At 65.3% G+C, this 26,630-nt stretch carries 27 protein-coding genes; 12 read left to right on the top strand and 15 right to left on the bottom strand.

The window, feature by feature from the left end; translation table 11 throughout:
- Positions 1-54 precede the first annotated feature (54 nt).
- The 3 genes from CIK75_RS12745 to mtrA form a co-directional block, all read right to left on the bottom strand.
- On the bottom strand, positions 55-1,821 hold the full coding sequence (locus CIK75_RS12745; protein WP_158225970.1) for an LpqB family beta-propeller domain-containing protein: 1,767 nt from the start codon (positions 1,819-1,821) through the stop codon (positions 55-57).
- Positions 1,778-3,568: an MtrAB system histidine kinase MtrB gene (gene mtrB, locus CIK75_RS12740; protein WP_241895447.1), complete on the bottom strand. Its 1,791-nt coding sequence runs from the start codon at positions 3,566-3,568 to the stop codon at positions 1,778-1,780. The genes CIK75_RS12745 and mtrB overlap by 44 nt, the downstream gene beginning before the upstream one ends.
- Before the next feature lie 119 nt (positions 3,569-3,687).
- Positions 3,688-4,365, bottom strand: coding sequence for an MtrAB system response regulator MtrA (mtrA, locus tag CIK75_RS12735; protein ID WP_086999738.1), 678 nt, complete (start codon positions 4,363-4,365; stop codon positions 3,688-3,690).
- A gap of 148 nt (positions 4,366-4,513) precedes the next feature.
- Here mtrA and CIK75_RS12730 point away from each other — a divergent pair, with 148 nt between their 5' ends.
- From CIK75_RS12730 to CIK75_RS12710, 5 genes are read left to right on the top strand one after another with little or no spacing between them, the layout of a single operon-like run.
- Positions 4,514-5,818 (top strand): glycerophosphoryl diester phosphodiesterase membrane domain-containing protein, encoded by a 1,305-nt coding sequence (locus CIK75_RS12730; RefSeq protein ID WP_143413348.1) that lies wholly within the window; start codon positions 4,514-4,516, stop codon positions 5,816-5,818.
- A gap of 4 nt (positions 5,819-5,822) precedes the next feature.
- Positions 5,823-6,503, top strand: a complete 681-nt coding sequence (locus tag CIK75_RS12725) for a DUF4129 domain-containing protein (protein ID WP_158225969.1) — start codon at positions 5,823-5,825, stop codon at positions 6,501-6,503.
- Positions 6,500-7,693, top strand: a complete 1,194-nt coding sequence (locus CIK75_RS12720; protein WP_096224408.1) for a DUF4350 domain-containing protein — start codon at positions 6,500-6,502, stop codon at positions 7,691-7,693. The genes CIK75_RS12725 and CIK75_RS12720 overlap by 4 nt, the downstream gene beginning before the upstream one ends.
- Positions 7,690-8,661, top strand: a complete 972-nt coding sequence (locus CIK75_RS12715; RefSeq protein WP_241895433.1) for a MoxR family ATPase — start codon at positions 7,690-7,692, stop codon at positions 8,659-8,661. Before CIK75_RS12720 ends, CIK75_RS12715 begins: the two co-directional genes overlap by 4 nt.
- 8 nt (positions 8,662-8,669) lie before the next feature.
- A complete protein-coding gene (locus CIK75_RS12710) occupies positions 8,670-9,962 on the top strand; it encodes a DUF58 domain-containing protein (RefSeq protein WP_096224407.1) in 1,293 nt (430 codons plus the stop codon).
- A gap of 51 nt (positions 9,963-10,013) precedes the next feature.
- Here CIK75_RS12710 and CIK75_RS12705 read toward each other — a convergent pair whose 3' ends face one another.
- On the bottom strand, positions 10,014-10,589 hold the full coding sequence (locus CIK75_RS12705; RefSeq protein ID WP_086999727.1) for a dienelactone hydrolase family protein: 576 nt from the start codon (positions 10,587-10,589) through the stop codon (positions 10,014-10,016).
- Positions 10,590-10,660: 71 nt separating this feature from the next.
- Between CIK75_RS12705 and CIK75_RS12700 the strand changes: the two genes are divergently transcribed.
- Positions 10,661-11,692 carry a hypothetical protein gene (locus CIK75_RS12700; RefSeq protein WP_143413347.1) on the top strand — a complete coding sequence of 344 codons (1,032 nt, stop codon included), beginning with the start codon at positions 10,661-10,663 and terminating at the stop codon, positions 11,690-11,692.
- Here the strand turns inward: CIK75_RS12700 and CIK75_RS12695 are convergent.
- The 4 genes from CIK75_RS12695 to CIK75_RS12680 all read right to left on the bottom strand — a co-directional run bounded on the left by CIK75_RS12695 (position 11,689) and on the right by CIK75_RS12680 (position 14,626).
- Positions 11,689-12,129, bottom strand: coding sequence for a GNAT family N-acetyltransferase (locus CIK75_RS12695; protein WP_342744388.1), 441 nt, complete (start codon positions 12,127-12,129; stop codon positions 11,689-11,691). The genes CIK75_RS12700 and CIK75_RS12695 overlap by 4 nt on opposite strands.
- Before the next feature lie 104 nt (positions 12,130-12,233).
- The gene (locus CIK75_RS12690; RefSeq protein WP_241895432.1) at positions 12,234-13,238 is read right to left on the bottom strand and encodes a hypothetical protein; all 1,005 of its coding nucleotides are present in this window, start codon (positions 13,236-13,238) and stop codon (positions 12,234-12,236) included.
- Positions 13,239-13,267: 29 nt separating this feature from the next.
- Positions 13,268-13,660: a chorismate mutase gene (locus CIK75_RS12685; protein ID WP_086999719.1), complete on the bottom strand. Its 393-nt coding sequence runs from the start codon at positions 13,658-13,660 to the stop codon at positions 13,268-13,270.
- A 42-nt stretch (positions 13,661-13,702) separates the two neighbouring features.
- Positions 13,703-14,626 (bottom strand): CPBP family intramembrane glutamic endopeptidase, encoded by a 924-nt coding sequence (locus CIK75_RS12680; protein WP_096224403.1) that lies wholly within the window; start codon positions 14,624-14,626, stop codon positions 13,703-13,705.
- 91 nt (positions 14,627-14,717) lie between these two features.
- Here CIK75_RS12680 and CIK75_RS12675 point away from each other — a divergent pair, with 91 nt between their 5' ends.
- On the top strand, positions 14,718-15,083 hold the full coding sequence (locus CIK75_RS12675) for a hypothetical protein (protein WP_096224402.1): 366 nt from the start codon (positions 14,718-14,720) through the stop codon (positions 15,081-15,083).
- A gap of 27 nt (positions 15,084-15,110) precedes the next feature.
- On the opposite strand, the gene mnmA is transcribed toward CIK75_RS12675, so the two are convergent.
- The 3 genes from mnmA to CIK75_RS12660 are packed head-to-tail and all read right to left on the bottom strand — an operon-like array spanning position 15,111 to position 18,382.
- A complete protein-coding gene (gene mnmA / locus CIK75_RS12670) occupies positions 15,111-16,262 on the bottom strand; it encodes a tRNA 2-thiouridine(34) synthase MnmA (RefSeq protein WP_086999713.1) in 1,152 nt (383 codons plus the stop codon).
- A complete protein-coding gene (locus CIK75_RS12665; RefSeq protein ID WP_256382358.1) occupies positions 16,259-17,497 on the bottom strand; it encodes a cysteine desulfurase family protein in 1,239 nt (412 codons plus the stop codon). The genes mnmA and CIK75_RS12665 overlap by 4 nt, the downstream gene beginning before the upstream one ends.
- 30 nt (positions 17,498-17,527) lie before the next feature.
- Positions 17,528-18,382, bottom strand: a complete 855-nt coding sequence (locus CIK75_RS12660; protein WP_096224401.1) for a hypothetical protein — start codon at positions 18,380-18,382, stop codon at positions 17,528-17,530.
- Positions 18,383-18,532: 150 nt separating this feature from the next.
- Between CIK75_RS12660 and folP the strand changes: the two genes are divergently transcribed.
- The 5 genes from folP to CIK75_RS12635 all read left to right on the top strand — a co-directional run bounded on the left by folP (position 18,533) and on the right by CIK75_RS12635 (position 22,312).
- Positions 18,533-19,372, top strand: a complete 840-nt coding sequence (folP, locus tag CIK75_RS12655; RefSeq protein WP_343251902.1) for a dihydropteroate synthase — start codon at positions 18,533-18,535, stop codon at positions 19,370-19,372.
- Positions 19,373-19,381: 9 nt separating this feature from the next.
- Entirely contained in the window at positions 19,382-20,143 is a 762-nt protein-coding gene (locus tag CIK75_RS12650) for a pyrimidine reductase family protein (protein ID WP_086999707.1), read from the top strand.
- 98 nt (positions 20,144-20,241) lie between these two features.
- Complete coding sequence (locus CIK75_RS12645) at positions 20,242-21,165, top strand: J domain-containing protein (protein WP_086999705.1); 924 nt, start codon at positions 20,242-20,244, stop codon at positions 21,163-21,165.
- A gap of 40 nt (positions 21,166-21,205) precedes the next feature.
- Positions 21,206-21,667: a tRNA (cytidine(34)-2'-O)-methyltransferase gene (locus CIK75_RS12640; RefSeq protein ID WP_086999703.1), complete on the top strand. Its 462-nt coding sequence runs from the start codon at positions 21,206-21,208 to the stop codon at positions 21,665-21,667.
- 93 nt (positions 21,668-21,760) lie between these two features.
- A complete protein-coding gene (locus CIK75_RS12635) occupies positions 21,761-22,312 on the top strand; it encodes an anti-sigma factor (RefSeq protein ID WP_158225968.1) in 552 nt (183 codons plus the stop codon).
- Positions 22,313-22,348: 36 nt separating this feature from the next.
- Here CIK75_RS12635 and CIK75_RS12630 read toward each other — a convergent pair whose 3' ends face one another.
- The 4 genes from CIK75_RS12630 to CIK75_RS12615 all read right to left on the bottom strand — a co-directional run bounded on the left by CIK75_RS12630 (position 22,349) and on the right by CIK75_RS12615 (position 26,590).
- Positions 22,349-23,098 (bottom strand): PIG-L deacetylase family protein, encoded by a 750-nt coding sequence (locus tag CIK75_RS12630; RefSeq protein WP_086999699.1) that lies wholly within the window; start codon positions 23,096-23,098, stop codon positions 22,349-22,351.
- Positions 23,099-23,105: 7 nt separating this feature from the next.
- Positions 23,106-24,047, bottom strand: a complete 942-nt coding sequence (locus tag CIK75_RS12625) for an electron transfer flavoprotein subunit alpha/FixB family protein (protein WP_096224398.1) — start codon at positions 24,045-24,047, stop codon at positions 23,106-23,108.
- Positions 24,048-24,063: 16 nt separating this feature from the next.
- Entirely contained in the window at positions 24,064-24,882 is an 819-nt protein-coding gene (locus CIK75_RS12620; protein WP_198962441.1) for an electron transfer flavoprotein subunit beta/FixA family protein, read from the bottom strand.
- Positions 24,883-25,114: 232 nt separating this feature from the next.
- Positions 25,115-26,590 carry a trypsin-like peptidase domain-containing protein gene (locus CIK75_RS12615; protein ID WP_096224397.1) on the bottom strand — a complete coding sequence of 492 codons (1,476 nt, stop codon included), beginning with the start codon at positions 26,588-26,590 and terminating at the stop codon, positions 25,115-25,117.
- Positions 26,591-26,630: the final 40 nt, after the last annotated feature.

The following is a 26,630-nucleotide window of genomic DNA, read 5'->3' as shown; positions in this document are numbered from 1 at the left end:
TGCGGAGCCACCGCGGGGGAAGTCCCGGCAGGTCGGTTGTGGACGGCCTCCGTGTTATCCCGGGTAGGCGAGCTGGCTGGCCTTGCCTTCACGCTTCTTCCAGGTGGAAAACACCTGCGAGTAGACCCCGTCGGGTGTCTCGGCGTAAACCGTTCGTTGATCCCCGGGGCCCGCGGAAATATTGGTCATCCCCAACAGCGGCTCCAATTCCTTGGTGGTTCCGTCCAAGGAGATCTCCTCGGCTTGGACTGCCTTGGTTTTGCTGGGTTTCATCACGACCACGGAATTCGAGGAGTTCCATACTCCCTGTTCTGCCGGGACCGAGGCGTCGAGCTCCAGCGGGTCGGTGAACCCGCGAGGCACCCCTTCGCTGTCGCGGATGATGCCGGTGATGTAGACCCCCGTCTTCCCCTTGATTTTAGCGATCACGAGCGCTCGGGCCCCATCGGGTGAAACCCGGAGGGAGGTCACATCGGCGTTGGACATCCACCCGGCGTTGACTTGGCGGGAAGGTCCGTCCTTTTTGGTATCCGACGGCGTCGCCCGCACCCGGGTTCGTCCGTCGTTGCCGACCGTCCAGGTCCAGCCGTGCACATCGATGCTCGGACGCAGGAGATTCTGGCCGCTCGTCGCCTCGTGGGCCACCCCTGATTCATCAACAGTGAAAAGTTGGGTGCGTTTGCCGTTCAGGAAGGCGAAGCGGTTATCCGCCGGGGACATGGCGGGGTCGCGGGGCTTATAGGCGGAGATGTCTTGGACCCCTCCCACCCGCACGACCCCGTTGCCCTGGTAGAAGACCAAGGATTTATTGGCGATCGCGATCTGGGTGTTCGGGACCGAAGCATCGACGATGGCTTTCGTGAACCCCTCGGCTACGCTGCCCAGGCTGACGGCCCGCTGGGCGACGGTCATCGTGACCGTGTTGACGTTCTGGATCTGGCTCAGTGTCAGCTGGATCTGCTGTTGCATCAGTTGGCGCTGCAGCTCGGTCGCGTCGGTGAACGTCGCCTCGTTCAGGTCCACCGTGGCTCGTTTGGATTCCACCGGGACCGAGGCGCGCGCCAGTTCGCTGCCTTCGGGGAAGGCACTGCCGACGGCATTGCGCAGGTACGGGGCAGGGCCAGCGAGCAGGGCTGCCGTCACGGTGGCGGACAGGCCCTGACGTGTGGCGAACCACCGGTAGTCGGCCACGGCATACGTATTGGTGGAATCATAGAAGTACAGCGGGTACGCCGAGAACACGATCGCGAAGCTTCCCTCCTCCATCATCGTGCCGTTGGGCACCTTGGAGAGCCTCCATTGGCCGTCTTCCTTGGTCAGCTCGAAATCCACGGACTTCGTGGTCTGTTTCTCCTTGCGGGTGAGCAGGCCGTATTCGTCGATACTTGAGGTTTCGGAGACCTCTACCGTGTAGCTACCCTTTTCGACGTTCTCCACGATATTGGGTTCCGAGGCGTAGACGGTTGTCTGGTCTGCGGCCCGCCACTCCCTCGAGAGTTCAGCGGCCAGGTATTCGCGGGCCACACTGTAGTCGTCTTGTGGGGCAATGCCTGCCCGCAGGAAACCTTCGATGATCTGCTGTGGGGAAGCATCCTCCGTTGGTCCTGGAGGGTCGAAGGCGTAGTCGAAGTCGGACTGTCCGGCAGCTTCGGGCGCGCTCGTTCCGACGGGCCCGGACGTAGGAATCGAGGCACATCCGGTGAGCACCAGCAGGACGGCGACGAGGGCGCCTAGCACCATCGAGGCCCGGGCCCGCCCGTCGTATCTGGTCCCGTGCCTACGCATGGGGTCCTCCCGGTCTTCCTGTGTCTGGTTCATCATCGGCAAGATCGTCCGAATCATCGTCCTCACGGCCCGCAGAAGAAACCCGGCCATCGGCCCGGGCGGCTTCCGGGGCAGGGGGTTCGTGTGTGGCCCGTTCGGAGGGCGGGACGGCCCGAAGGATGGAGCCGGGCAACGCAAGATTCCCCGTGGGAAGGGTGGGCAAGGACGCCGTATAGGGGGCTGACTCCCCCGTGCCCAGCGATTGGCCCAGCGCTAGTTGGGTATGGGGCATCAGTGGCAGCGGGGAGGATCCGAGCAGGTCACCCAGATGCCGGGGCAGGGTCAGCCGGAAGCAGGCTCCTTCACCCTTTTCGCCCCAGGCCTGCAACCAACCGCCGTGCAGTCGGGTGTCTTCGGTGGCGATGGATAGTCCCAGCCCGCTGCCTCCCGTGGTTCGGGCCCGGGCCGGATCACCCCGCCAGAACCTGTCGAACACCCGCGAGGCTTCCTCGGGGTCCATGCCGATGCCATGGTCGCGCACGGTGACGGCGACCGCGTATTCGTCCTGGCCTACCGTGATGTCGATGGGATTTCCTTCGCCGTGTTCGACGGCGTTCATCACCAGGTTGCGGATGATCCTTTCGATGCGGCGTGGGTCCATTTCCACGGCGCATCCCTCCTCGGGGAGGTGGACCCGTAATTCGGATCCGAGGTTCTCGGCATGCAGGCTCGCGGTATCCACGACCCGGCGAACCACCGGTACCAGGTCAAGGACCTCCGCATCCAGCAGTGCGGCACCGGCATCGAACCGGGAAATTTCCAAGAGATCGTTGAGCAGGGTCTGGAAGCGCTCGACTTGGTTGTACAGCAGTTCGGCGGAGCGCCGGTTGATCGGGTCGAAGTCCTCGCGGGCGTCGTGAAGTACTTCGGCGGCCATGCGGACCGTCGTCAGTGGGGTCCGCAATTCGTGGGAGACGTCCGAGACGAAGCGCTGTTGCATCTGCGACAGCGTGGCCAACTGGGTGATCTGGTCCTGCAGGTTGGTAGCCATCCGGTTGAAGGAGGTCCCCAGCCGGGCGATTTCATCTTCACCGTGGACCTCTAGACGTTCCTGCAGCTGACCGGCAGCCAGTTTCTCCGAAGCCAAGGCTGCTGTGGAGACCGGGCGAACGACCAGACGCGTGGTGTACCAGGCGATCCCGCCGGTGACGAAGAGCAGCAGAACCCCGCCGATGGCCAGCACCCGGTGGATGAAGTCCAGGGTCTGCTGGACCGAATCGAGGTCGTACACCAGATACAGGGCGTAGTCGCGTCCCGGCGGCAACTGGACCGTCGTCCCGAACGCCAGACCAGGGGTGTCGTAGCTGGCGTGCGGGAAACTAATCGATTCCCAATAAACCCCGGGGCTGTCCTTGACCGTCGAGGCCAGGGTGTCGGGAATGACGGCAGTGGTCAGTCCGCCACTGGCCGTATTGGTGACATAGATGTTTTCCGAACTGGGTAGCGGGGTCAGGATGAAGTCACGTTGGACGCTGGCACCATCACCTTCGACCAGTTTCAACGTGTCGTTGACGAAGGCGACGGTGCTGGACCGGTCGGTGGTGGCTGCGGATTCAAAATTGGATTTGACCTGGTTCAGGCCACGGACCGATTCTTCCTGGACCTGGTTGAAGCGTTCCTGGAACAGGCCGTCGGCGATCTGGTTCGACAGGAAAATGCCGGCCCCGAGCATGGCCAGGGCAGAGAGCAGCACGGTGGTGGCCACGGCCCGCAACTGCAGCGAACGTCGCCACGCGGTGACCATGCGTTTCCACCGGGAGCCTTCAAGGGTGGCCCGCGGGCGCCGGAAAAAAGCCTGGGAGACCGGCGGTTCCCCGTCGCCGGGTTCCGCCGCCGGGGTGTCCGCGGCGGAAGTGTCCATGCTCAGCCCTGTCCGGCCTTATATCCGACCCCGCGCACGGTCAGGACGACTTCCGGGTTCTCCGGATCGGTTTCGACCTTGGAACGCAAACGCTGTACATGGACATTGACCAACCGGGTATCGGCGGCATGCCGGTAGCCCCAGACCTGCTCGAGGAGCAGTTCACGGGTGAAGACCTGCCACGGCTTCCTCGCCAACGCCACCAGCAAATCAAATTCCAGCGGCGTCAAGGAGATCGGTTCCCCGGCCCGGGTCACCGAGTGGCCGGCCACGTCGATGACCAAGTCCGCGATTTTCAGTGTCTCCGGGGCGTGCTTCTCCCCCGGGCGCATCCGTGCCCGCACCCGGGCAATGAGCTCTGCCGGTTTGAAGGGTTTCGGGACGTAGTCGTCAGCCCCCGATTCCAGTCCACGGACAACGTCGGCCGTATCGGATTTCGCGGTCAGCATGACGATCGGGACATCGGCTTCGGCACGGATCAACCGGCAGACCTCGATGCCATCCATCCCGGGCAACATCAGATCCAGCAGGACCAGGTCCGGTTTGACCTCTCTGAACGTGTCCAATGCTTGCGCCCCGTCATAACAGAAGACCGGGTCGAAGTCGTCGTTGCGCAGCACAATACCGATCATCTCGGCCAGCGCCTCGTCATCGTCGACCACTAAAACTCGGGCCTTCATGGCACCCCTTTTCCGTCTGAACGTCTCACTGGTGTCTCTTTGAACCTGCCCCCCCACTATAGGGGTCAGCGGTGCGCCCCCTGCAGCGGCGCACCGCATCCCGTTAGGCTGGTCCCGACACTGACGCGATGCTAGGGGCACCAACGCCATGACTGAAAACCCACCCAATCCCGACGAGCGCCCCGGTTCCGAGACCGGTCGCGACGCGGGAGAACCGGATGCTGCCGCCCATCCCGCGGCCCCCGGGGGTTTCGAACCGCCGGTGGCTCCCAGCTGGCAGAACCCGCCACGACAGGGTTGGGGTGCCCCTCCAGGCCAGGGGTGGGGCGGATCGGCTGCCGGTTCCTGGGGAGGCCAAGCGGCCCCCGGTCCGGGGATGCCCCCGCCCGGACAAGGAATGCCTCCGGCGGGCCCGTACGGTTATGTCCCCCCGCCGAAACCGGGGGTCGTCCCGCTACGCCCGCTCGGCTTTGGGGACATGCTCGACGGCGCTTTCCAGGCCATCCGCCGTAATGCAGGATCCACCTTGGGCTTATCGGTGATCGTTCAACTCTTCGTCGGGACCATCAGCGCACTCGTGGCCATTCCGCTGTTCTCCGCCATCGCCGACCCCTCCTTCGTGGAAAGTGCCGAACCCGATTTCACCGCACTGACGGGGTCATTGGTCACCATGGTCGGCGGCAGTTTGGCGGCTGGACTCCTCTCGGTTTTCCTCGTGCTCATTGTCCAAGGTGCGATCACCATTCCCGTGCTGCGCGCAACGCTGAACCGCAAGACCCGGTTTGGTCAGGCCCTCAGGATCTTGCGCCCCTCCATCGGCAGGATCCTGCTCGTCGCCCTGCTGTTCCTGATCGCCGGAATCGCTGCCCTGGCCCTCTGCGCCGGCATCGTCGCCGTGGTGGCTTTCAATGCCAGCACGGCAGCCACCTTCACCACCGCCGCCATCGTTCTGGTCGTGGCCATCCCCACGGCGATCTGGGTGTCGATCAAGCTGACGTTCACCGTCCATGCCCTCGTGGCGGAGGATCTGCGGCCCCTGGCGGCCATGGCCAGATCCTTCAGCCTCGTGAAGTCCTCCTGGTGGAGGTGCTTGGGGATCCTGCTGCTGACCGGCATCATCGTGGGGATCATCGCCAGCCTCATCACCTCCCCGCTGAGCATGATCGCCGGGATGCTGGGAGGATTCCTGGCCCCCGACGATCCTGCGGCGGCTGTCGGCCTATTGGTGAAGATCAGCTTCGTCACCACGATTCTCACGGCCATCGCCACGGGGCTGGGCTTCGCCTACGAATGTTCGGTCACCACGCTGCTCTACACCGATCTGCGGATCCGTCGTCACGGCTTCGATATGACCTTGCTGCGGGAATTCGATAGCGGCGTCGATGCCCCGATCCCCGGGCTGCCGAGCGTCGCCACAACCGGATATAACCCCGGATACCCGGCGGGCAACTGAACCGATGTCCCCGCTACTCCCCAGCCACCTGCAGGCCCTGACCTATTTTCCTGATCGGGACGAAGCCACCGGCGACCTGGTCCAGGAGCTGGCCCGGCAGGAGTATGCCCGGGCGTTGCCGAACCCCATCGTGGTCTTCCTGAAACAGGTGTGGGGCGACTTCCTCCAATGGGTGGAGTCGTTGAATGCGCTGACCCCGAATCTGGGGTGGCTGGTGGTCCTGCTCGCCCTGGCGATCGTCATCACGCTGATCATCCTCTTCGCCCGTCCCCGCCTGCAACGCCGGGCCCGTCGGGCGCAAACGGCAGGTGCAGCCGTGGACCTGGATGCTTCGCTCAGCGCCCAGGACTACCGGCGTCGGGCAGATCGTGCCTTCCTCGCTGCCGACTATGCCACCGCCGTACTCGAACGCTTCCGCGCCCTGCTGGCCCGGGCCGAGGAGCGCACCCTGCTGGACCCCCAACCCGGACGCACCGCCAGCGAGGTCTCCACGTCACTCGGGCTGGCCTTCGGCGAGATGGCATCGGCGCTGCACGCGGCAGCGACGCTCTTCAACACGGTGCATTACGGCCATCATGAGCCCACCGCCGAAGACGTCCGCTGGCTGGCCGAACTCGAGGAGCAGCTCTCCACCGCCACCCCCGGTGCCGCCCCGACAACGCCGGGGTTGGTGGTGCCACGATGACGCGAATGAACGACGGCGAACGCCTCCTGACGGCCCCGCGCCCGGAGTCCGCCCGTTCGGTGTGGCTGGGCCGCTGGCGGACCTGGCGACTCTGGATCGTCATTGCCCTCCTCGCCGTGCTCGCGGCCATCTACTATGCCGTGGCCAATGGACCGAACGACACCCGTGTCCTGAGTCCGCAAAATGCAGCACCCGACGGCGGGAAGGCCGTGGCACGAGTCCTGGCGGACCATGACATCACCGTGGAACAACCCGAAGGATTCGATGACGCCCTGGCAGCCTTACGGGCAGGGGACGGGGCTTCCACGTTGTTACTCCACGACGCGGGCGGGTTCCTGAATCAGGAGCAGCTCACCGAACTGGATGAGGCCGCCGGGAAGGCGGTGCTGGTGGAACCGGGTTTCGCGGAAGTTCGTGTCTTTGCCCCGTCGGTCCGGCCCGCAGGGGTCGTCCCGACCGATACCGACTCTCCGGTGGCCGCGCACTGTGCCGTGCCGGCCGCCGCCGAAACCCGTGAGGCCGCCGCCGGCGGGAAAATGTACCGGGCCGCCCACGGGTGCTTCTCCTACGGGACCTCCGGCCAGGATGCTTATGGTTACGTCGTGGAGGGTACGACGACGGTTCTGGGGAATCCCGCTGTTCTGGACAACGGCCATGTGCTGGACTTCGGCCATGCCCCGCTGGCTTTGCGCACCCTGGGTGCCGAGCCGAACCTGATCTGGTATCAGCCCACAGCTGCCGATCAGGTGTTCACCGGTCCGGCAGCAAACCCCTTCGAACTACTGCCCGGTTGGGTCACCCCTGCCACCGGATGGCTGATGCTCGTGGGAGTCATCGCGATCCTCTGGAGGGCCCGCCGCGACGGGCCACTGGTGACCGAGCCGCTTCCCGTCGTCGTCCCTGCTTCGGAGACCGCCGAGGGCAGGGCGCGCCTCTACCGGGACGGGCAGGCCATCGACGCTGCCGTCGCCGCCCTGCGTTCCGCCTCCTTGGACCGTCTGGCCGGGTATCTACGGCTTGGACACGTCTCCAGCGCCGATGACATCGTCGCCACGGCCGCCAAGGAATCGGGGATCCCCGGCTCCCGCCTGCGCCGCCTCTACTTCCCCGATCGGATCACCGGCGACGCCGGCCTGGTCGAATGGGCCCAAGAATTGCATACCGTCGAAAAGGAGATCGGGATCCCGTGAGCGAACAAGTCAAAGAGGCAGATACGGTCCGCCAAGCACTATTGGACGTACGTCACGAGGTGTCCAAGGCCGTCGTGGGACAAGATGCCACGGTCACCGGGCTCCTCATCGCCCTGCTGGCCCAGGGCCATGTGCTCCTGGAAGGGGTTCCCGGCGTCGCGAAGACCCTGATGGTGCGCACCCTCTCGGCAGCACTTGACCTGGATACCAAACGGGTGCAGTTCACACCCGATTTGATGCCTGGCGATGTCACCGGTTCGCTGGTCTACGACGCGAACACCGCCGATTTCAGCTTCCGCGAAGGCCCGGTGTTCACCAACATCATGCTCGCGGACGAGATCAACAGGACCCCACCCAAGACGCAGGCCTCGTTGCTGGAGGCCATGGAAGAGCGTCAAGTCAGCGTGGACGGGATCAGCCGCCTGTTGCCCGAGCCGTTTATTGTGGCGGCGACGCAGAACCCCGTCGAATACGAGGGCACCTACCCGCTTCCCGAGGCCCAGTTGGACCGGTTCCTGCTCAAACTGACCATGGATCTTCCCGAACGCGAGGACGAAATTGAGATCATCCGCCGTCACGGCGCCGGTTTCGACCCCCGTGATCTGGCGGCAGCCGGGGTCCGTGCGGTGGCCAGTGCCGATGATCTGGCGGCAGCCCGCCGGGCCGTGGCGCAGGTGACGGTGTCACCGGAGGTCATCGGCTATATCGTCGATATCGCCCGGGCTACCCGCAATGCCCCCAGCTTCCAGCTGGGCGTCTCCCCGCGTGGGGCGACCGCCCTGTTGAACACCTCGCGGGCCTGGGCCTGGCTCTCCGGCCGTGATTTCGTGGCCCCCGACGACGTCAAGGTCCTCACCCTTCCCTGCCTGCGTCACCGGGTCTCCCTGCGGCCCGAGGCCCAGATGGACGGTGTCGGAGCGGATGATGTCCTGCAGTCCATCCTGGCCACCGTGCCGGTCCCCCGCTAGGGCACGGCATGGCCCTATACCGCCGTTTCGTGTGGCTGGCCCTGGCGGGGTTGGTGCCCATCGTCCTCTGGCCCGGAGTCCTGACGATCGTGGTGACCCTGTGCGTGCTGGTGGCACTGGCCGGACTCGATATCTCGCTGGCCGCCTCACCCCGGTCGGTGATCATTGAGCGGGCCATCCCGCGCAGTGTGCGCCTGGGTGAGCCGGCCACCGCCCAGCTCTTTCTGCGCAATGCCGGAGCACGCCGCTTGCGGGGTTCCGTCCGCGACGGCTGGCAGCCCTCCGCCGGGGCCAGGAACACCCGGCGTGTTGTTGATTTGCCGGCCGGCGAGCGCCGGGCCTTCGCGATCGGCCTGCAACCGGTACGCCGCGGCGATCTGTCGGTGCACCACACCACCGTCAGGTCCTCGGGGCCGATGGGTCTGGCGGCCCGTCAGCTCACCCATTCCAGCGAAGGCACCCTGCGGGTGTTGCCTCCCTTCCACGCCAAACGCCATTTGCCCTCCAAACTCCAGCGCCTGCGCGAATTGGATGGGCGAGCGGCCATCCAGGTCAGGGGTGCCGGCACCGAATTCGATTCGCTTCGCGACTACGTCCGCGGCGACGACGTGCGCTCCATCGACTGGCGGGCCACTGCGCGCCGGCAGAACGTCGTGGTGCGGACGTGGCGTCCCGAACGGGACCGTCGGGTGGTCATCGTTCTGGATACCTCCCGCACCTCGGCGGCCCGGGTGGCCGACGAGCCACGTCTGGACACCGGAATCGAGGCTTCCCTCCTGTTGGCAGTGCTGGCCGAACGCGGTGGGGACCGGGTCGACTTCCTGGCCTATGACCGCAGGCCACGGGCCAGGGTCGAATCGGCCTCCAAGGCCGTCATGCTCAACCAGTTGGTCGAGGCGATGGCCCCCTTGGAGCCAGAACTCATCGAAGCCGATTTTTCTGGTCTGCCGGCACAAGTTCGGGCCATCTCCACGCACCGCTCGCTGCTGGTGTTGCTGACCGCGTTGGACTCCGGGGCCGTGGAGGAGGGACTGCTGCCCGTTTTGCCGGCGCTCACCTCCCAACATGTGGTGGTGATCGCCGCCGTGCGCGACCCGGTGCTGGACGAACGTTCCGCCGATGTCTCGGATGCTGGTGCCGTCTACCGGGCGGCCGCCGCGGCCAGGACCCTGCAGCAGCGGGAGGCGTTGAAAACCCAGCTGCGTGCCGTGGGCGCCGAAATCGTTGACGCCACCCCGTGGGAACTCCCTCCCCTGCTGGCCGACACCTACATCCGGCTCAAGGCCACCGGGCGACTTTGAACCACCCGGCCGGTATCGGGTGGGCCGGTGGGGCCACAACAGCCTCCGGGGTCAGTGGGAGCCAAGGAACTGCAAGACCCGGGCCAGCAGCGTATCCGTCGCCCCGGCGTCGTACTCGGCGGTGGAGGAGTCGGTGAACAGGTGGCCACCTCCCGGGTAGAGAAACATCTCGGCTACCGGAGCGTGGGCGAGCAGGTCGCGGGCTGCTTCGAGATCGCCGCCGTCGATGAAATACGGGTCCTCTTCTGCGGCATGGATTTGTACCGGGACCGCTGCGGGCCAGCTGGGCGAGAACTCGGTGACGGGTACGCAGGAGGAGAAGAAGAGAGCCCCGGCCGCCCCGGGACGCGTCTGCGCTAGTTTCTGGGCCGGGAGGACACCCCAGGAGAATCCCGCGTAGACCAGTTCGGGTCCGAGCTCCTCCGCCGCCCGGGTACCGCGGCCCACCAGTTCCCCGAAGCCGATCTTCGAAGCGTGGGCCACTCCCTCGTCGATGGTGTCAAAGCTGTGTCCGTCAAAGAGGTCCGGGGTGTGTACTGTATGTCCCCCGGCCCGCAGGAGTTCGGCGAACCCCTCGATGCCGGGGGTCAGCCCCAGTGCGTGGTGGAATAGAACGACGTCGGCCATGGTGGTGCCTCCCGAAGCGGTATACGGTGTGGCGGCGGGCCCGTGGACCCGATCCCAGAATGGTGGAATGGATGCGCAATGACAAGGTTTCCGCCCCGGCAGCGGGGCTGGATTACACCTCTACGGCCCGCCGTCCCGGCTGGCTGGACCTTCCCGCTCCCGTCAGGGACTTGCTGAGCGACTGGGTCGGTGGACGCATCGATGCCGTTGAAATCGCTGGCGGTGGTTTCACCCACGGGTTTGCCGCCGTACTGCGTGGCCCGCGTCCGCTCTTCGCGAAGGCCATCCCGGTGGATGATCCGCACATCGCCCCGGCCTATGCCCGCGAGGTCGAGGTGCTGGCGGCACTCCCCCCGGGGGCCCCGATCCCGCAGCTCGTCGAAGATGATGTCCTGGCCGGGTGGCGGGTTTTCGCCACCACGGCTCTGGACGGGTGGATGCCCGGCGCACCGTGGACCCTCTCCGATGCCCGGGCCATCCATGACAGTTGTCTGCTCACCAACCGGCTGCTGGAGAACGCTGCCGGAGCGTTGCCCGCCCTTGAACTCCTCGAAGAGCAATGGGCCGCCGGAATCTCCGAACTAGACGGGGGTCATCTGGTCCTGGATATCGGCAGGCGCCCCGACTATCTGCCCTCCTGGTTCACTGGGCCCTCCGGTGACGAACTGGCCAGGTCCATCCTGCAGGCCGCCTCCCGCATCGAGACCGCACTGCACGGTCCCGTCCCGCTGAACAACGACCTGCGCGCCGATAACGTGCTCATCTCCAGTGCGCCGTCCTGCGGTTTCCCCGCGGGCACCGCGTGGATTTGTGATTGGAACTTCCTGGCCAGCGGCCCGGGCTGGGCCGATTGGGTGGTCCTCTGGCCCCAGATGCACGACGGCGGTATGGACCTTCAGGAGATCGCCTCCTGGGAGCTGACGTCCACAGCCGACGCCGCTGACCTCGACACGTGGTTATCCGCTCTGTTCATCTACTACGCGGCCGCGGGCACCCGTGAGCCACTGCCCACCAGCCCGAACCTGCGCAGCCACCAACAGCTCTGTGCCCTCCAGACGCTGGAACTGCTGGCCCTGAGGTTCGGCAGCCACGATCAGGCCTAGGACAGTCGGTATTTGAAACCGATATGCGAACCGACGAATCCCAACCGTTCATAGAACCGGTGGGCTTCGGCCCGGGAGGCGTCTGAGGTCAATTGGACCAGGGAGGCACCCAGGGCGGGAGCGGCCGTCTCGATGACCCAGTGCATCATCGCGGAACCGATACCCGCGGACCGATGCCCGCTGTCCACCCGCACCGCCTCCACGAGCAGCCGGGTGCTGCCGCGGCGGGCCAGGCCCGGGGTCCGGGTGAGCTGCATGGTTGCCACGGCACTGCCCTCCGGATCCTCGGCGAGGATGACGTCGTTGCCGGGGTCCTCCATGATGGCCTGCAACGCCACCCTGTAGGGCGTCGGGTCGTGGCCGCGGCCCCCATCACCCCGGGAGGCGCTGAGCCCGTCATCGGCCAGGAGTTCCATGAGAGCCGGTACATCTTCCATCTGCGCGCGGCGTAGGGTCCAGACGCCTCCGGGGGCCCGAAGAGTGCTCGGAAGGCTGAGGCTCGCTAGCATCCGGTGTCCACGCTTTCCTTCACCTGTGGGGCTCAACCGCCCAGCCGGACCTGGTCCAGGGCCTCGGCCGTCTGCGTGATCCGGCGCAGCACCCGCCGGGTGGTCTCGGGAGTGGTCGTTTCCAAGCCGGGCGCCGGCATGAGGGTCACCGCGCCGAGCAGGGCATCCGGCAGTCCCAGCATGCGGAAGCGTCGGTGGACCGCCTGCACTGCTGCCTTCACTCCCAGCAGTTCCTGCTCAGGGTTCAGGGTTTCGAGCCAGAGCTGGCCGCCCTGGTCCACGAGTTCCGCGCAGCGTTCCCAGGCGGCCAGCTCGGCGCGTTGCCCGTCGAGGCAGACGGTGTCAAAACCCGCGGCGAGGGAGTCGGTGATCAGTTCGGGCCAGGAGGGGCCTCCCGCGGGGAATCCGGTCCCCGGGGCCAGGACCACGGTTTCCGCCCCGGCCTCGCGCAGTCCTTGGACGAGGCCCTTCCAGTGTTTGGCTGCTTCCTGCCGGTCCACGGCCCGCAGGTTCCTATACCCGCTGGCGGTGGGGACCGCACCGCCGAGGACCGCGGCGGCTTCCGGCTCTTCCACGACCACGGTCAGCGGGGTGGCACCGGTGACCCGCTGGACGTCATGGACATGTTTTGCTGCCCCGTCGGCCAAGGAATCGGCCAGGTCTCGTCGGGCGCCGACGTCGGAAAGGATTTTTTCCCCGTGGTGCAAAGAGATTCCCACGGAGAGGGAGAGGGGACCCCGCAGCTGGACCTTCAGGGCGCCCGGAGCGTTTCCTGCGGTTCCAATGACATCGCCCAATACGCCCAGATCGGTGCTCAGGGCCGATACGGCGCGACGGTAGTCCCGGCCGGGCCGGTCGGTTAGACGCCAACCATGGGGTTGGACGTCGACGTACAGCTCGGTCAAAAGGCTGGCGGTGCGGCCCAGGGCATCTGATCCGACCCCCCGATCGGGCAACTGGATCAGATGCGGAAGATGGGGTGCGCCGAGCTCACCACGGATGATGCGGGTGGATTCGAGCGGGTCGGTCCCGGGCAACGGCCCCTGACCGGTAGCGCGGACACTGCTCAGCTCTCTTCGCCTCCCTCGGGGGCCCGCGAGGCCGAAATGGCCTGGTGATGGCGGATAACCTCGTCGATCACGAAATTCAGGAACTTTTCGGCAAAGGCAGGGTCCAGATGTGCTTCGGACGCCAACCTGCGTAACCGGGCGATCTGGGCGACCTCGCGGTTCGGATCCGCAGGAGGCAGCTGGTGCTCCGCCTTGAGATGACCGACCTTTTGCGTGGCCTTGAAACGCTCGGCCAGCAAATAGATCAAGGTGGCGTCGATATTGTCGATGCTTCCGCGCACGGACAATAATTCCTCCATGACTTCGGGGTCCACGCTCCCGGCCAGGGAGGAGGCGGTGGGGTCGTAGTCCTCACCCGTGGCGGGCTGGGCGTGCGGCTCATTGCTCATGGTTCCCATCCTAGTTGGGAGCGGGCCCGATACCCGGTGGTATTACGCGGTGCGCTGCCGCTTCACCGGCAGTTTCCACAGCAGCAGGCCGGCCAGGATCAGCGGGAGGATCCATCCGGTCCAGCCCAGCGGTGCAATGACGAGCATGTCAAGATCCGAGGTGGATGCGAAAACCAAAAACAGCCCGGCAGCAGCGTTGAGGGAACCATGGGCCAGGGCTGCCGGCCAGACGCTTCGGGATGCCAGGCGCAACCAGGCGAATACGGCACCGAAGCTGATCGTCATCCCGCACATGGCCAGCAAGCTCAACCAGCCAGGAACACCCGGATAGTTGTAGCCCAGCAGGATCAACGGGGCATGCCAGAGCCCCCAGATGATGCCGGAGATGAGCACGGTCGCCGTTTTTCCGCACGGTTCCAGCCGGGAAACCAGCCAGCCACGCCAACCGATCTCTTCGCCCAGTGCCGGAACCAGATTGATGATCGAACCGAGCAGGACGTTGAACAGCTGCGAGGCAATGAGCAGCGCGGCTGGCATGGACATGATCTGCTCGGCCGCTTGCGGGGCCTGCTGGGCCATCAGCCCCCGCAGCACCGGCAACTGGGCGAAATCTGCCGGGTAGAGGCCCAGAACGGCCCCCAGCAGCAGCCCTCCCATGACCAAGAGCATCGGCAGCAGCCATCCGGCGGCCACAAAGGCGAGCAATGGCCCCACGGGTTTGAGCGGCCACAGACCCAGGCTCCGGGCGATTCCGGGGCCACCGGGGCGCTGGTCCGTCGGTTCGGCGAAGCGGGTGACCACGAGGGCCGCCACGGTCGGGGTGAGCATCATGACCAAGGCGTAGAGCGTGAAAAGCGGGTCCCCCAGCCCCTGGCCCCCGAACCAGAGCGGCAGTGCCACGAGCCACGCCAACGCATAGGCGATCACGACATAGTAGACGATGGGTTTCAGTCTGATCGATCGCATGGGCGAGCACCTCGGAGGTCGATGGGAAGGCCGGTTCCACCCTAATGCCAGCGCGGGAGTCCGGGCGCCGATGGCCTAGAGTGGAAGGGCCATGATGACTAGACGAGACGCCGCGATTGCCCTGGACATCCCCCTCGAGATGGCCACCCGACATGGGATCCCCAGCCGGCTCGAAGAATCCCAGCTCGCCGCGCTGCAGGACGACCCGCCGCAATGGCTCATCCAGTCACGGCAGAACCGGCAGGGCAAGCGCCCCGTCTGGGTTCATCTGGTCTGCACGGTCTGCGGGCGTGCCGAGGCGGCCCGCCCGAAGAAGTGGTGGCCCGACTTTGATTTCGTGTTCTGTGACACCCATTCCCCCAGCGAACTGCCCGCGGTCCCTGCCGGACGCGTGCGCTGTGAGTACGAGCAGGTCGCTGGCCGGCTGACCGGGGTCGTCGACGAGGCCGCCAGCTAATTCCCTGCCGCACCCCGCCAGGATCTTCTACGAGGAAATGCTGGCAGGGTCCCAGGACAGGCTGCGTGCCGTGTCGATGGTCGCCTGACCGAGCACGCGTGTGCCCTGGTAGATCACCATGGTCTGTCCCGGTGAGACTCCCTGGAGCGGGTCGCTGACATCGACGACGAGTTCGCGAACCGATTCGCCGTCCTCCCCCGTTGCTTCCTCAAGCCAACCAATGGCTTCGACGGGGTCGGCGTGGGCACGCACCTGGACCATGCAGTCGAAGCGTTCCCCGGCCATCGCTTCCTTCAGCGGCAGGCCCGCCCAACTGACTTTGATTCCCCGCAGTCGATCGACCGAGAGCAGCTCCTTGGGGCCGACCACGACCTGGTTGTCCTTGGGGCGGATCTCCAACACGAAGCGCGGTTTCCCGTCGGAAGCGGGACGGCCGATCTTCAGCCCCTTGCGCTGGCCGACGGTGAAGGCGTTGGCTCCAGGATGGCTGCCCACGGAGTTGCCTTCATGATCCAGGATCTCCCCCTCCTTGAGTTCGATGCGTTCCTCGAGCCAGCCACGGGTGTCACCATCGGGGATGAAGCAAATGTCGTGGCTGTCCGGCTTTTTCGCGACCGATAGGCCACGCTGCTCGGCTTCGGCGCGCACCTCGGCCTTGGAGGGTGTGTCAGCCAACGGAAACAGTGAGTGGCCGAGCTGCTCATGGGTCAACACCCCGAGCACGTAGGACTGGTCCTTGGCCCAATCGGCTGCGCGGTGTAGTTCCGGGTTTCCCTCGGCATCGGTGATGACCTTGGCGTAATGGCCGGTGCACACGGCGTCGAAGCCCAGGGCGAGCGCCTTCTCGAGCAGGGCTGCGAACTTGATGCGTTCGTTGCAGCGCATGCACGGGTTGGGGGTGCGTCCTGCCGCGTATTCGGCGATGAAATCGTCGACGACGTCTTCCTTGAAGCGCTCAGAGAAGTCCCAGACATAGTAGGGGATGTCCAGCTTGTCACAAGCCCGCCAGGCGTCATTGGAATCCTCCACGGTGCAGCAGCCCCGGCTGCCGGTGCGCAGGGTTCCCGGCATACGGGACAGCGCCAGGTGCACGCCCACGACGTCGTGGCCGGCGTCCACGGCACGCGCCGCCGCCACTGCGGAGTCGACCCCGCCGCTCATTGCTGCCAATACCTTCATACTTTTAATCCTGTTCCTGCTGTTTGGATCCTGCTTTTCTTGGCAGCCATTCCTGCCTGTTTCGCCCGCTGATGCGCTTCGGGCAGGGCCGCGACCAGGGCTTGGACGTCGGCGACCGTGGTGGTGTGCCCGATCGTGAACCGTTGGGCCCCACGGGCCGCCTCCTCCGTGCGCCCCATGGCCAGCAACACGTGGCTGGGCCGTGGTACCCCTGCCGTGCAGGCAGAGCCGGTGGAGGATTGCACGCCGAGCATGTCCAGCACGAAGAGCAACGAGTCCCCTTCGCAGCCGGGAAAGGTGAAATGGGCGTTGCCCGGCAACCGGTCCCCGGTGGCGCCTTCAACGGCTGGCCCGGAGAGTTCGGCATCGGGTACCGCCTGGCGGACGCCGGCAATCAGGGAGTCCCGCAGTCCCGCCAGCCGTTGGGATTCGGCCGCGAGATGGCCGACTGCCTCGCTGGCTGCCGCGGCAAAGGAGGCCGCTGCGGCAGTGTTCAAGGTCCCCGAGCGCAAGGCTCTTTCGTGGCCGCCGCCGTGTTGTACTGCGGTGAGGACGACATCGCGACGGACCAGCAATGCCCCGATGCCGACGGGGCCGCCGATCTTATGGGCGCTGATGGCCATCGTGGCCAGGCCGGAGGCCCGGAAATTCACCTCGAGGGAAGTAAACGCCTGGACGGCGTCGGAGTGCAGCGGAATGCCGTAGGCCGCCGCGATGGAGGCCGCTTCGGCGACCGGCTGGACGGTACCGACTTCGTTGTTCGCCCACATCAGGGTCGCCAGCGCCACCGTGCCGGGGTCGCGGGCAATTTCGGCCTCGAATTCATCGAGCCGGATCCGCCCTGTCTCATCGACGCCGATCCAACGTATTTCTGCCCCTTCATGGGCGGCCAGCCATTCCACGGTGTCCAGCACGGCATGGTGTTCCACGGTGCTACACAGGATTCTCCGGCGTGCCGGTTCTGCCGCGGTACGGGCCCAGTAGAGCCCCTTGACCGCCAGGTTGTCCGATTCCGTACCACCGGAGGTAAAGATGACCTCCGAGGAATGTGCCCCGGCGGCCGCGGCAAGGCTCTCGCGGGCTTCCTCGACAACGGTATGGGCACGACGACCTGCACCGTGCAGGGAGGATGGGTTCCCTGTACGGCTCAATTCGTGGGTCAGCACGGCGAGCGCGGACGCCGTCATGGGCGTGGTCGCCGCGTGATCGAAATACACGGGCTGGGTGGCGGACACCGCTCGATTCTACCGCCGGAGCGGCGGATGTCAGTACCCGTCATGCTCCGGAGCAGGGTTGATCCGGTCACCATTGATCCCCAAATCGGTGTCGAGGGTGATGGCGCGGGCTTCGAGACGCTGGTCGTGGCAGAGCTCGTGGATGAGATCCGCTGGGCCACCGACGATGGTCGAGTCCTCGTAGAGCTCGGTGGAGAACATCCAGGAGCGGTCGGTCCCCCACGCCAGGTTTGGTGCCTGCCGTTCGGCAAAGCCCTGCCCCGCTTTCCACAGCGGGGAGGCCACATCCTCGAGGCTGCCGAAGAAGAGGTAATAGGAGCGGTAGCCCTCGGGCCCGATCTCGAGTTTCCCGCCCTCAAGCACGTCGGCGGAGAAGGCCGGGCGTTTGAGCTGTTCACGGAGCAGTGCCTCGCGCTGGGCTATGTCGGGGTCCGTCGGCGGCTCGTCGGTGCCGAGCACCTCGACAGCGTCCCCACCACGGATGAAGGCATAGCCGTCCCACAACCCCAGATAAGCCTCGGGGCCCGCATGACGGGAAATGAGCTCGGCCACCGCGGTCAGGTCGGCGACCGGCAGGCCGTCACCGGTGGGCGCTTCACCGTCCCAAGCGTCTTCGGTCCAGGCCATCCCGGTGTCGTCGATGCCGGAGACCGCGGAGAACTGGGCGCCCGCATGCAGAACGGTTCCGCGTTGGAGGGCGATATCGGACCAGCGCACAGGGTTTCCGTCCTCATCGGCAGCCGGGTGGAAGATCCGGGCATAGGCGTCGAATCCTGCGGGGATCTGCGCGGCTACCGTTGTCGCCGGCGGTCGGGTCGAGAGGACCTTTTGGAGTGCGTGGGCGATCCACTGTCCGGGCTCTGCCCCGGCGAACGTCATGGCCATGCCTCCACCCTACAAGTCCGGGGGCTGGTAGAACTGAGGGGACCCGTCCCGAGGAGCCTGACCCCCGTGAGCATGTATCTACCCCATCTCGTTCATCCAGTCCACGACTTCGCGCATCGTCGAATCGACTTTTCGCAGCAGGTCGCGGTGATGGCGATCATTAACCGGACCCCCGATAGTTTCTACGAGGGCGGGGCGACCTTTGCCCTCGACGCCGCTGTCGATGCGTCGCTGGCTGCCGTTCACACTGGAGCGCAGTGGCTGGATATCGGCGGGGTGCCGTTTGCTCCGGGGCCGGAACTTCACTGGCAGGAAGAGGCCGAACGGGTGGTCCCGGTCATCAGGTCCATCCGCGAGCGAACCGATGCGATCATCTCCGCCGACACTTTCCAACCGCGGGTCGCCGAGGCGGCCATTGCCGCCGGCGCCGACGTTATCAACGACACCACCGGGATCTCCAACCCGGATCTGGCCCGGGTGGTCGCCAACGCCGGGGTGCATCTGGTCATCACGCATTCACTGGCCAAACCGCGCACTGTCTACCCGCGCCCGCATTATGAGGACGTGGTCGGCGATATCACCGGTTTTTTGCAGCGCAAGGTCGAGTTGGCCCGGAGTTTGGGCGTCCCCGGGGAAAAGATCATCATCGATCCCGGACACGATCTGAATAAGAACACCCGACACACTTTGGAAGTGACCCGCAGGCTGGATGAGGTGGCGGCATTGGGCTATCCACTGCTGGCAGCGGTATCGAATAAGGACTTCATTGGTGAGACCTTGGACCAGCCCAAATCCGAACGACTGGCCGGATCCCTGAGCGCGGCAGTGATCTGCCTGATGAACGGCGCCCGGGTCCTGCGCATGCACAACATTCCCGAGGCCGTCTCGGCGGCCCGACTCTTCGAAGCCACTGCCGGTTGGCGCGAACCGGCCTATTTGCGACACAACATGGCAGACGTCAACGAGCCAGCACACCTGCCGGGACGATAGATTGGTCCCATGGTCCAGCAACTGATTCCTCCGCACCCCGGTGACGGCGCCTCCGATCTGACCGATGAGCAGCTTCTGGGGCTCTATGCGCCGGCAGCCGATGCCGTGGTGCGTTTCAACTTCGTAGCTTCCGCCGACGGGGCGGCCACCACCGCAGGCACCTCGGGCGGGCTGGGCACAGCCGCCGATCAGCGCATCTTCGCCCTACAACGTCGCCACGCCGACGTCGTCTTGGTCGGTGCAGGAACCATCCGCGCCGAGGGCTACGCCGGTGAACTCATTGACGCAGACGCCCAGTCCTGGCGTCGCGAGCGCGGCATGACGACCCATCCGGTTATCGCCGTCGTCTCGGGGTCCTTGAATTTGGACCCACAATCCGATTTCTTCACCACGGCCCCGGTGCCGGTTTTGGTGTTCACGACCAGCTCCGCGGATCCGGCCCGGCGGCAGGCTCTCGCCGCGGTGGCCGAGGTCATCAACGCGGGCCAGGACGACGCCGAACCCCGGCGGATCCTGTCGGAATTACGCGAGCGTGGTCACCAGATGGTGCATGCCGAGGGTGGCCCCACCCTCTTTGCTTCCTTCCAACGGGCCGACGCGGTCGACAGTCTCTGCCTGACCGTCTCTCCGGTGTTGGCCGGCGGCGAAGGCCAACGCATCGCCACCGGTCCCACCTCCGGAAACCAGCCGGTCGAACTGGCCCTTCTGCTGGAGGAAGCCGGAGCGTTGTTCACCGAATACCGGAGGGTTCCCGCTCACGGCAACGAGTGACCCGGCTGGTTCGTCCGGAACCAGCTCCAGCTGCCGTTCGTTCGGCACAACAGATACACCCATCAGGCAGCCAGTCGGCGCCCACGGAAAGGTCAGGCGTGTCCCCGGCAAGAACCCACTATGAGGTCCTGGGCATCAACCGCGATGCTTCATTGGCCGAGGTGAAGACCGCCTATCGTCGGGCGGCCCGCACGACGCACCCCGATCAGGGAGGAGACGCGGCATCCTTCCGGGTCGTCTCACTGGCCTACCAGACCCTACGTGACCCCGTCGCGCGTGCCGCCTACGATCGCAGCTACGGCACGACCTCGGCGTACCAGCCCTCCACCGCCGATGACCGGGCCGCCGGGCGAACCGCGACCAGAGCGGAACCTGCTGGTGGTCGCCGGCCGACCCCCACCGATCCCTTACGTTACGTTCCGCCGTTCTCAGCAACCTCCAACCCGGTCCTCACCGAGACCGTGGCCTCTCGGCAAATCCAGGGGGCACCACGTAAACGCGGTTTGTTCACCCCGCAATCACGGCTGGCCCGCGAAGCAGCGACCGTCAGATTGATCTCGAGCAAGATCCTGCCTCACCTTCCGGCGGCCCGGCTGGTCAACGGCCTGCATTCTCCGGCGGACCGAGGGTTCATCGACCACGTGGTGCTCTCCGGCTACCGATTAGCGCTCATCAATTCCATGGTGCTGCCACGCGGTGTCTACCGATGGGACGGCACGGCATTGCGCCATGCTGGGAAGGCGATCGACCCACCACGGATGGAACACCTGGTCCGTGGAATGCAGGAGGCCTTCCCGGAGCTGAACGTCACCGGCTGGACGGTGGTCCATTCCCCCGACGACAACCTCCACGAACCGGTCATCGACTACGCCCGCGGCACCGACCCTGCCTCCGCCTCGCTGACGCATATCGTCAATGCCGCGAACCTGGTCAGAGAACTCAAGATGTTCCTGGGCACTGGCCCCAGTCCGAATGTCGTCGATGTTCCGTTACTGGCCCGACTCATCGGCGGAATGTACTGACCTGTACTTCTCCACCCTCGACCGGGCATAGGATCTAACGGTGTTTCGCATACTCTTCGTCACCCCAGAAATCCCCGGCAATACCGGCAACGCCATCCGCCTGGCCGCCGTCACCGGCGCCGAGCTCCACCTGGTCGAACCCCTCGGTTTCGATCTTTCGGATGCAAAGCTTCGCCGGGCGGGCCTCGATTACCACGACCTCGCCGACGTCCATATCCACCCCGATCTCGACTCGGCGTGGGAGGCCTTGGCACCCGATCGGGTTTTCGCCTTCACGGCGGAAGGCGAGGTGACCTACACCGACCTTGAATTCCGTCCCTCAGACGTCCTGATGTTTGGTCGCGAATCCGTGGGGCTGCCCGCCGAGGTCAAGACCGACCCCCATGTCACGGCCCGGGTCCGGCTGCCCATGTTGGCGTCCCGACGCTCACTGAACCTCGCCAATTCGGCGTCAATCGTCCTGTATGAGGCGTGGCGCCAACAGGGCTTCGCAGGCTCCTGACGCGCCCTGCCAGCGTTGCCATCCCGGAGCCCGGCAAATACCTGCCCTAAGCTGGGAGGGGAGAAAACGTCAGACCATCCAGGGATGAGGATCATGCAGCACGAAGAGCCCGAGGATTTCCGTTATGGGAAGCCCGAAGACGCCACGGATGATCTTGGCCTGGGACTGGTCGACGACGCCTCGCAGGAGACGGTGCGTCCTCGGACGGCGCCGGTCAAGAAGTGGATGCTCGTCGTCGGAGCCGCCCTCGTGGTCATCATCGGCATCACCGCCCTGGTGATCGCCTTGATGCCCCGTAATGTTGCCGGCGAGGTCGCCGATGCCCCGGATGTCACCGAAAAAACGGTTGACGTCGACGGAGGCGGTCAGGCGGTCCTTCGCCTTTCGACGTCCCTGGATGCGGGTTCACTGGAGCTCAGTGATCTGCCCGGAGCGCCCGCCCAGCAGACCTACCAGGTCTGGGTGGAGTCCATCGGTGGCGAATCGGTGAGTTCCTTGGAGGTCTTGGACTCCGAAAAAACCAAGGCAACCGTCGGTTTCAAGTCCCTGGACGACATCGAATCCGTTCTGGTCACCACCGAACCCGTCGATGGTTCCAGCGAACCCAGTGATGCCAAGGTCCTCGAGATCGACCTGCCGCACTGATCTGACGAGCTGGTGGCCCGATGCGGGGCAGCAGGGTCAGAATCCGGCGATGGTATCTGCAGCGTTGACCTCCACCACGTGGAATCCCTCAGCGATCCGGCCTTCGCCGAGCCCGTGGCGTTCGGCTAACAACTCTCCGTTGGCCCGGACGAACCGCTCCATCTTCGACACGTCCGGATGCTGGCTCAGGTGGGCCCTCAGCGCCTGAAGTTTCGTTTCGAAGGTCTCGGTGATATCCACGGCATGATTTTCGCGGGCTTCGGGGCCCCCATAGAGCCACAGCCAGCGTAGCTTGAACGCTTCCAGCCCTGCTGCCTGTAATTCCGGGAAGGCATAGGGGTTCTCCACCGCCGGGTACATGGCACGGGTGACCGCTTCACCACAGGCCAGGTGATCGGGATGGGAGCGCTGTAGGCGCGTGAAATCCCGTTCGGGGTGTTGGGCCAGCACGACGTCCGGGCGGACGGTGCGCGTGATCTCGACGATCTTGCGTTGCACTGCGAAAGAGGGCTCGAGAAATCCGTCGGCTTCACCTAAAAAGTGCACGTCGTGGACGCCGACGCTGCGGGCAGCCTCTTGCTGTTCGGCATGACGCATGGCCACGATCTCCTCGCGGTGGGCCGGGTCGAAGCCTCCGGCATCGCCGTCGGTCATGATGCAGTAATGGACCTCGACGCCGGAGTTCGTCCAGGCCGCGACGGATCCGGACGCCCCGAAGTCGAGGTCGTCCGGATGCGCGCCGAAGCACAGGACTCGGCGGACGGTCTCACGTCCGGAGTCGAACATGGTGGTCTCAGCCCTTCCGACGCTGGATCTCGGCGGCAGCCTGTGGCAGGACGGTCGTTGCGTCGCCGACGATGCCGAAGTCGGCGATCTCGAAGATCGGCGCATCTTCGTCGCTGTTGATCGCGACAATGACCTGGGAGGTCTGCATCCCCGCCTTGTGCTGGATGGCTCCGGAGATGCCGGCACAGATGTAGAGCTGCGGGGAAATCGTCTTACCGGTCTGGCCGACCTGGTAGGAGTGCTCGATCCAGCCGGCGTCGGTGGCAGCACGGGAAGCACCTACCGCGGCTCCGAGGGCATCGGCCAGCTGTTCCACCGGGGTGAAGTCACCGTCGAGTCCGCGTCCTCCGGAGACCACGATGCGTGCATCTTGGAGCTCGGGCCGTGCCGAGACTGCTTTCTCGACGGTGTTCGTGACCCTGGCGGCAGGACCGGCGTCGGTTACCTCGAGGGTCGTGACTTCCGGGCTCGTCGGGATCGCTTCGGTGGGCTCGACGCTATTGGGTTTGACGGTGATGACCGGGGTGCCTTGGTTGGCGCGGGCAGTCACGGTGTAGCCGCCGGCCAGTACCGACTTGGTCACGGTCAGGTCGGCGGTGACGTCCACCGCGTCGGTGATAACGCCGGCGGAGAGCTTGATACCCACCCGAGCGGCGATTTCTTTGCCATCTGCCGAGTTGGGAAGCAGGACCGCAGCTGCCGAGCAGGCTTGGGATGCCTCAGCCACGAAAGCCGCTTCACCGGCGATGAGGGTGCCATCCAGTGCACCTGCTGGGGCGTAGACGGCCGTTGCTCCCAGGTGTGCGTACGCGGCGACGGTTTCGTCGCTGGCCGGTGCGCCGAGGGCAACCACCGGCTCACCGAGCCGATGGCCCAAGGTGAGCAGTTCGCGCTGGGCCTTGCCCGGCTGCGCTGTGGGTGTATCGATGAAAACGAGAATATTAGTCATCTGTTCGCCTCTGCTCCTAAAGAAGTTTCTTGTCTGCCAGGAAGTCGACCAGTTCAACGCCGGCGTTGCCGGAGTCGGTGATCATCGTTCCAGCTTCCCGCGGCGGACGCGGGCTGGCGTCGTCGACCTTCGTCCAGGACCCGGTGAAACCGACCTGTGAGGCTTCGAGCCCGAGATCGGAGAGGGACAGGGACACCGTCTTTTTCTTTTTGGCGCCCATAATCCCCTTGAAGTTCGGGTAGCGCGCTTCCTCGCCCTGGTCGGTCACCGAGACCAGTGCCGGGGCCGCGGCCTGCAGGGTCTTGGAAGTCGTGTCAGAATCTCGACGAGCGGTCAGCACGCCGTCTTCCCCCAGTTCCAACGAGGAGACCATCGTCAGTTGTGGCAGTCCGAGGCGTTCGGCCACCTGTGCCGGGACGATGGAGGTTTCACCGTCGGTGGAGGCCATGCCGGTGATGATGACGTCGAAGCCACCCAGATGGTTCACCGCTGAGGCCAGGACCAGTGAGGTGACAGCAGCATCGGAACCGGCCAGTGCCGGATCGTTGATGTGCACGCCGTCGGTGGCGCCCATCTGCAGGGATTTCTTCACGGCGCCCGACGCTCGCTCCGGCCCCATGGTCAGCGCCGTCACGGTGTGACCGGCCTTGACGCCTCCCCGGGCCTCCACCAACTGCAATGCTGATTCGATGGCGTATTCGTCCAGCTCGGACAGGATGCTCTCAGACCGGTCAATGACATGGTCGGAACCGGTCAGGTGGCGGTCGAACTGCGCGTCCGGGACGTGCTTGACCAGGACGAGCACCTTCAGTGGTGCCCCGCTTGTCACGCTCATGATTGCCTTTCGCTTGACTCGTCCGGCCGAAGGCGGCCGGTACCGTCGATTTCACGGGAACAACCCGCGAATTCCAGTTAATGGGTATTAACAAAGAGTATCGTCACAGGGGCCGTGCCGCCAGCAGGTGACGACTCGGCCCGGCTACCAGCGTAACCCTGCCCTCAACGACCAGTGCCGCCTCCGGCCCTTGTGAGAGGACCGCAGGCGGCAGTGACCGTTTTGGCTGCGATTATTCGGCGGGTAGTGCGCCGACGTTGGCGTCTACAGTTTTTTCGCTGTCGCCGCGGGAGAAGGAGATCTTCGCCGTGGTCCCCTTGGCGTATTCGCGGATGGCTGCTGTCAGGGATTGGCTATCGGAAATCTGGCGTTCGCCAACCCGGGTGATGACATCACCAGATTTCAGCCCGGCCTTTTCAGCGGGCGACCCGGAGGTGACCTCCTGGACTTCGGCTCCGACACTGAATTGGGTTCCCGAATCGGCTTGCTTGGCTTTGACGGTGACACCTAGCAGACCATGGGTGGCGCTGCCGTTGTCGATGATGTCGTTGGCGATCCGGTGGGCGTAGTCCATCGGGATGGCGAATCCGACACCGATCGACCCACTATCGTCACTTCCTGTGGTTCCCGAACCACCAGCCGAGGCGATCGCGACGTTCACGCCGACGATTTCTCCCTTGGTGTTCACCAGGGCGCCACCAGAGTTGCCATGGTTGATGGCCGCATCCGTTTGGATGACGTTGACGTAGATCGATCCGCTCCCCGAGCTCTGCTGCTGCTTTTCCCCGGGGAATTCGAAGTTGAACTGGTTCCCCTCATCGGAGGAGTCCTTCTGCTCGGAGTTATCGGGCACTGCCGACGACGCCACACTGATGGTCCGATTGAGTGTGGAGATGATGCCATCGGTGACCGTGCCACTCAAGCCCAGCGGGGCGCCGATGGCGATCGCCGAATCACCGACATTCAATTTCGAGGACTCGCCGAGCTTCGCCGGCTGCAGACCTTTGGCCTCGACCTTGATCACCGCAAGATCCGACATGGGATCGGTGCCAACCACGGTGGCCCGATGGACCTGACCGTCGCTGGTCCGGACAGTAATCTTAGGATCCGAAACGGTTCCGCCGAGCGTGACCACGTGGGTGTTGGTCAGGATATGCCCTTTGGTGTCCAAGATGATGCCCGATCCCGAGCCTCCCTGCTTCTGTCCATCTACCTCGATGGTGACGACGCTGGGTGAAGCCTTGGCCGCCGCGGCGCTGACGGCGGTGACGTTCTCCGGGTTGTTGATGACCACGGCGTCGCTCTTCTGCGAGGAGGAGGCCGCCGGTTGCTCCGAACCGTTGATGAGGTAGTTGGCGCCCACGGCGCTACCACCTCCGATGAGTGCGGCAATGACCATCCCGGAAATCAGGGTTGCGGTTCCGAAACGTTTTGGTTGCCGACGCGGCGCGGGGGAAAAGGCGGATCCCGGGGGGTAGTAGCCACCACCGGTGGGTGGAGGCGCAGCCCCGTTGGTTCCGGCTGCCGGGAACGTCGCGGTCCGGGGACCACCGTCCACTGGGCGGTGCTGCTCGGTGCTGGGCTCCCCCGCCACCTGAGGCGGGGTCTGCGGGCGAGGTGGGACAACTGGGTTGCCGCTGGACACTCCGGTTCCGTCCTCGGGCTCGCCTGCCGATCCTTGGGAGAAGGTGTTCCGTTCCTCGCTCATGACGTGGGGTCCTTTCTGGGGGTTCCTTGACTCCAACTAT

This window comes from Glutamicibacter sp. BW78 (assembly GCF_002332245.1).
Taxonomy (GTDB): domain Bacteria; phylum Actinomycetota; class Actinomycetes; order Actinomycetales; family Micrococcaceae; genus Arthrobacter_H; species Arthrobacter_H rhombi_A.
This window is presented reverse-complemented; position numbering and strand designations above follow the sequence as displayed.